This is a genomic window from Marinobacter sp. L-80, assembly GCF_056859395.1.
The window spans coordinates 1-3049 of the sequence record NZ_JBSXOI010000028.1 but is presented as its reverse complement, the minus strand read 5'-3'; the positions used below and the strand labels follow the sequence as shown (position 1 = coordinate 3049).

Genomic DNA, 3049 nt, shown 5'->3' with positions numbered 1-3049 from the left:
GATAACCGTCTTGACTGACTGAATAGAGAGAATCGAGACTCTATTCGGCTGGATATTGTGGATACGTTCTCGGGCCGAACTGTGATTCGACGCGGCGGGGTCACTTGCTCAAAATACTTCTGCCGCGCAGACCCCTAGCCTACCCTTTGCATGCCTTAGACAGAATGACGGGTTAAGTGACAAATTTTGACGTGCAGAGCTTCCCGATGCAAACTGTCACATAATCGAACGTATATGTGACAGGTACAAGATGCTGATTGGCTACATGCGAGTATCGAAGGCGGATGGCTCCCAGGCGACGGACTTGCAGCGCGATGCGCTGGTCGCGGCCGGTGTTGATCCGGCGCATCTCTATGAAGACCAAGCGTCCGGAAAACGCGAGGATCGTCCCGGTCTGGCGAGCTGTCTGAAGGCACTACGGCCAGGCGACACGTTGGTCGTTTGGAAACTGGATCGGCTCGGGCGCGACCTGCGCCATCTGATCAATACCGTCCATGACCTGACCGGACGCGGCATCGGCCTCAAGGTGCTGACCGGGCACGGCGCGGCCATTGACACCACGACCGCCGCCGGCAAGCTGGTCTTCGGTATCTTCGCCGCGCTGGCCGAGTTCGAGCGCGAGTTGATCGCCGAGCGCACCGTGGCGGGCCTGGCCTCAGCACGGGCACGCGGCCGGAAAGGCGGCCGGCCGTTCAAGATGACCGCCGCCAAGCTGCGGCTGGCGATGGCGGCAATGGGGCAGTCAGAGACCAAGGTCGGCGACCTGTGCCAGGAACTTGGCATCACGCGGCAGACCCTGTATCGGCATATTTCACCCAAGGGCGAGCTACGTCCAGATGGCGAGAAGCTACTCAGCCGAATTTGATGCCGACATGAGGCGACGTAGCGAAAGCGTGGTTTGTCTCAATTTGACGGCGGCGAACCGCAAGCGTTCGGTTCGCCGCTCGTTTCGGTCGCAGTGCTGGCCCGCGCCTGGAAACGTTGATAACACTCCAGCCCGCAGAAGTGCTCGACGTACTCCGCGCCTTCCGGTGTGAAGGCGGCATCGAGCGGAATTTCCTTGCAGCACACGCAGCAACTGGTGGCGGTCGGATCATTTGCATTCATGGTGGCACCCCTCCATTGACTGACGAAGACGGCGAATGCCGCCGCCGGCATCGGCTTTGCGAACAGAAAGCCTTGCCCGCGCTCGAACGCTTGGGCCCTCCGCCGTAGTCCATCCATCCGGCCGGGAAGCGCTCATGATCTTTCCCTGAATGCCCGCAACGCCCGCGCCAGTGACAGAAGAAACAGGCCGGTCAAACCGAGCGCCGTGATGACCCAATACTCGACAAGGAATGCACCGGCGGTTGTGCCGGCCAGCACGGCAGCGAGGATGGACAGGTGGCAGGGGCAAGTCAGCACGGCCAGCGTGCCCCACAGGTAGCCGGTGAACGGTTTGTGCGTCTCGGCCGGCATGCGCTCGGGGCTGTTCATGGCAAACTCTCCGCATGCTGTGCCGGCGCGGTCGGCATGGCGGCCAACTGCACTTCCAGATTGGCCAACGCTTCGCGCCGGCGTTCGACGAACTGACGCAGCACAGCAAGCTGCGCGGCAGTTTCATCGCAGTTCGCCGCATCCAGCGCCCGGCACAGCCGCGCCAATGCGCCGAGGCCGATGCCCGCCTCGAAGGCGGCCCGCACGAAGCACAGTCGCTGCAAGGCGGCGTCATCGAACAGGCCGTAGCCACCCGTGGTGCAGGCGACTGGCCGCAGCAATCCGCGCAGCAGGTAGTCGCGCACGATATGCACGCTCACCCCGGCATCAAGGGCCAGCCGGGACACCGTGTAGGCGTTCATCGAACACCTCCTTTTGGTCGGTTCACGGCAATGCATATACCGTTTCGCCGAGTTCAATCCGCGCGCTGCGAATCCGATGCCGGTGCCGTAGAACATTGGGTCGATATCCGATCACGGTGTCCTAGATGACATGGTCTGCAACAGATGTCGATTAAACTCCTGGCCCAAGCCGAAAGCCTCGTGGACACTGACGATCGCCAATCCTTCCAATCCTTGATGCTTGGAGGCCCAGTCTTCCGCCGTCGGGACAGATGCAAAGAAATGTACATGGCAACAGAAGGACTGACGAACGTCGGCTGCTTCCTGCGGCAATACCAAGGACACCGCCATGCCGGCAGGTTCGACAGCCTGTATCTCGCTGGGTGAAACCGTGAGTGAAACGGGTGCTCCGGTTGCAGCGCAATGCGATGAGACGCGAGCTGTACGGCCGATCAGCGCCGGAAATATCAAGGTGTCCAGCGCGCACCAGGCATACAGACGGCGGTCGTCAATTTCAAAGACATACGAAGTCTCGCGCAAGGTGAGGCCGTAGCCGATGATGTTCCCATCTTTGTCATATTCGGTACTGGTGGCCTGTTCGAGTACGGCGGCCACTCGCTCAGCGGGCCAGTCGAGAATCCCGGCAAGTGTCGTTCGTGAAACCGGACGCCCCTTGGCGAGTTCCCGCAGTAGCGGGACCAAGAGATCCGCAGTACCATTGGTACGATTGACCGAAGTGAGACGTTCTAAAATATATGGGGCGAGCTTCATGGTTCCATCTCCTTTCATCCTGCGCAGCAGGACAATTGTTTGACATCCTGAATTGGATAGCGTAACCTTACTTCCGTACTCATGTACGGAGTCAAGCGGTATGGAAAATAATTTGGAGAACCTGACCATTGGCGTTTTTGCCAAGGCAGCCGGCGTCAACGTGGAGACCATCCGGTTCTATCAGCGCAAGGGCTTGTTGCCCGAGCCGGACAAGCCCTATGGCAGCATTCGCCGCTATGGCGCGGCGGACGTGACACGGGTGCGATTCGTGAAATCGGCCCAGCGGTTGGGCTTCAGCCTGGATGAAATCGCCGAGTTGCTGCGGCTCGACGATGGCACCCACTGCGAGGAGGCCAGCAGCCTGGCCGAGCACAAGCTCCAAGACGTGCGCGAGAAGATGGCCGATTTGGCGCGCATGGAGGCTGTGCTGTCTGACCTGGTGTGCGCCTGCCATTCGCGGC

At 60.5% G+C, this 3049-nt stretch carries 6 protein-coding genes; 2 read left to right on the top strand and 4 right to left on the bottom strand.

The window, feature by feature from the left end:
- Positions 1 to 250 precede the first annotated feature (250 nt).
- The gene (locus AC13E3_RS00965) at positions 251 to 865 is read left to right on the top strand and encodes a recombinase family protein (protein WP_010981357.1); all 615 of its coding nucleotides are present in this window, start codon (positions 251 to 253) and stop codon (positions 863 to 865) included.
- 38 nt (positions 866 to 903) lie between these two features.
- Here the strand turns inward: AC13E3_RS00965 and AC13E3_RS00960 are convergent, their stop codons facing one another.
- From AC13E3_RS00960 to merB, 4 genes are all read right to left on the bottom strand, one after another.
- On the bottom strand, positions 904 to 1107 hold the full coding sequence (locus AC13E3_RS00960; protein WP_005413391.1) for a DUF3330 domain-containing protein: 204 nt from the start codon (positions 1105 to 1107) through the stop codon (positions 904 to 906).
- 132 nt (positions 1108 to 1239) lie between these two features.
- Positions 1240 to 1476, bottom strand: coding sequence for a broad-spectrum mercury transporter MerE (merE, locus tag AC13E3_RS00955; RefSeq protein WP_005413392.1), 237 nt, complete (start codon positions 1474 to 1476; stop codon positions 1240 to 1242).
- On the bottom strand, positions 1473 to 1838 hold the full coding sequence (merD, locus tag AC13E3_RS00950) for a mercury resistance co-regulator MerD (RefSeq protein WP_000995361.1): 366 nt from the start codon (positions 1836 to 1838) through the stop codon (positions 1473 to 1475). Before merD ends, merE begins: the two co-directional genes overlap by 4 nt.
- Positions 1839 to 1949: 111 nt before the next feature.
- The gene (gene merB, locus AC13E3_RS00945) at positions 1950 to 2588 is read right to left on the bottom strand and encodes an organomercurial lyase MerB (RefSeq protein ID WP_000761850.1); all 639 of its coding nucleotides are present in this window, start codon (positions 2586 to 2588) and stop codon (positions 1950 to 1952) included.
- A 100-nt stretch (positions 2589 to 2688) separates the two neighbouring features.
- On the opposite strand from merB, the gene merR reads away from it, so the two are divergent.
- The coding region (merR, locus tag AC13E3_RS00940) for an Hg(II)-responsive transcriptional regulator (RefSeq protein WP_328755160.1) at positions 2689 to 3049 on the top strand (361 nt) is incomplete at its 3' end.